Consider the following 2,565-nt stretch of genomic DNA (forward strand, 5'->3'; position numbering starts at 1 on the left):
ACCTCATTTGAAGGTGGGGTTCATGGAGCGCTTTCTGCACATCGAGGGCAAGATGAACCGCGCACTGGTTGGCCTCGCACTGCGTCAGCAGCTGTACCGCCAGACCGCCCAACAACTCCTGCAGCTGCTTAGGGCTGCGATTGTCGATCAAATGCGGCGACACCTCGAACTTGAGATGAGCCCCCACCGAATCGGCCTTGACGTTGTGATTCTTGACCAGGGCAATCAACCCCAAATCCGCATTCTGCAGCTTGAACTGATACCCCGAGTCCGAGCCCGACGAGCAGATAGCGGACGCGGCTTGAGTCCGCACTACCGCCGGCACACGTCGGCGGCATGTCTAAACTGCACTGACTATCAATCTCCAGCTATTTATTTTTGCTTTACTTCTTGCAAAGTGCTAACGAGTTTATGGACTTTCGTTGTCGGATTATCACTACCATTGCGCTCAGCATCACCAATTAATCGCTCGGCAAATCTCTTAGCCTGCCCAACCTGACCAAAGACATGGACAAATGATCCCCTGGAACCTTTTTCATAGTCAGGCCAGTAATCTTTTAGAACAGAAACCACTTGATCCCCTGCACTTTTACCACCAGCACCAACAAAAGGTGCTGACGAATAATTAAAATGCAAAAGCAACCACACCTCAAAACAAGGAACAGATGTTATTGCCTCAAAAACATTTAAAGGGCGCAACTTACTTAAATAAAAAAGCGCCTCCTGATAGTTTGGATGCTGATCACGATCAAAAACACAATAGACCTTATCAAAGGCCCCTTCACAATCATGTAACGACTCTCGATAAAGCCTTTCTCCGTGCCGCACGACACTCATCGGATCAGAACCACACTCACCACTAACCCGAACCTTTGCACTTTCAATTTCATAAAAATCCTTAAGCTCCTCAAAATAAAAAGGCTCCGTCTTACTCCCTTCACAGACAATTAAAATTTTATCGCACCCCAAGCGAACCGGAGGACGCCTCTGTAAATCACGCATCCTTTTAGCTTTACGGCGGTGATGTAGATCATCACTTCCCACGCTAAGCCTCCACAACCTTAAGAGATCTAATATATGGTAAAGCACCATACCTACCAGCGAGGTATGCAGCCTCAATATTCTCGCGCCCCTTTCTCGGACTGAAGTCTGTTAGCGGGTATAAGTGAGTTGCTTGATCATTCTCTTTTTCACAAAACCAAATTTGGTCCCGCCGAAACACTTCTTGACTCAAGATGGATGTCTCGTGCGTAGTAAAGATCAACTGCGCATTCTTAGGGTTTGTCTCATTGCTATGAAACAAATCAACAAGAAATCCTACCAATTTCGGATGCAAGTTATCATGCAGTTCATCCACAGCCAATACCAAACCTTTTTTCAGCACATCAAGCCATGGACCAGCAAACGCAAATAGCTTTTGAGTGCCATCTGACTCCTCATGAAAATCAAACTCAACCTTCTGCCCTTGAGTTCCATGATGAACTGTTCGAACATCATAAATAGATCTGTCCTTCATAGACTCCAGAAGCTGCTTCTTCATCTCCTCAGGCATACTTTCTGGTAAATGATTTACCGAAAACTGCTCCGACTCAACATGCACATCATGGATATCTAAATCTGCCGCCCTTAAGAAGTCCAATACACGCGCACGATCCTCCTCCTGCTCACATAAGGAAGCTGTATAAGAAAGCCCCCAACCAGAAACATTAGTTAACCTTAGCTTATCTTTAAACCAATCAAAAACCGGCTGAAGCTGTTTGCTATTTAATTGAACAGCTGTAGATAAGAACAAAGCATTGTCCCGAGTAGATTCCTTCCAGAGCTGCTTCTGCCCTACCAACGCACCACCTAAAGACCAAGCGTACTTATCACTAAGTTCACTCCATTCCCTAGTAAACCAGCGTTGGGGCCGACCGTTAGGAGAAGCAATCAACCACTCCTCTACAACCTTCCTTTTAGTTAAAGCAAAACCATACTGATACTTCACTCCACTCGAAACAAAAACAGCCTCAAACTCTGTAGGCAGATTCTCTGTCTCTTGATCCAAAAGGAATGGAGTAACAGGAAGCTCATCCCCCTGCTGCTTTTGAGCTGCTGACTCAAGAACAATTACTTTCATTGTACGAAGCGCATCAAGCAGATTAGATTTACCTGCAGCATTAGCTCCATAAATGGCAGCAGAGCGCAACAATGGACCTGTGGCCTGCACTTCAGGATCAAAGCTATTCGTCTCTGCTAGCTCATCACCCTTAGCTTTAACCAAGCTAAGGGTTTGCTCATCTCGGACGGAGCGCCAATTTTTAACGCTAAATTGGATTAACATAAGCCACAACCTCTTTTGACATCCATTTCTGACAAAATCTGGCAAAATCTGCCTCAAAAATGAATTTAGCATGCTTTTCCTATCCATTGCCGGCATCTCGTCAATAATAGACAGGCACTGCCCTTTACTCGGAGCATGGACTGGCGTCAAGGCATCAACACCCCGCCCCCAGGGCAATCGCGCTACATCGCTCTTGCGTTGGACGAGGATTAGCGGTAACGGACAAGACTTTTCCGAGCCCC

2 protein-coding genes and 1 pseudogene are annotated in these 2,565 nt (G+C 46.2%); all 3 read right to left on the reverse strand.

Annotated features, from left to right (window positions below; genetic code table 11):
* A pseudogene (locus BMY22_RS23100) lies at positions 1 to 277 on the reverse strand (hypothetical protein); the annotation flags it as partial.
* A gap of 95 nt (positions 278 to 372) precedes the next feature.
* Positions 373 to 1,044 (reverse strand): RloB family protein, encoded by a 672-nt coding sequence (locus tag BMY22_RS23105; protein ID WP_090625658.1) that lies wholly within the window; start codon positions 1,042 to 1,044, stop codon positions 373 to 375.
* A 1-nt stretch (position 1,045) separates the two neighbouring features.
* The coding region (locus tag BMY22_RS23110) for an AAA family ATPase (protein WP_208599388.1) at positions 1,046 to 2,565 on the reverse strand (1,520 nt) is incomplete at its 5' end.

This window comes from Azotobacter beijerinckii (assembly GCF_900110885.1).
Lineage (GTDB): Bacteria > Pseudomonadota > Gammaproteobacteria > Pseudomonadales > Pseudomonadaceae > Azotobacter > Azotobacter beijerinckii.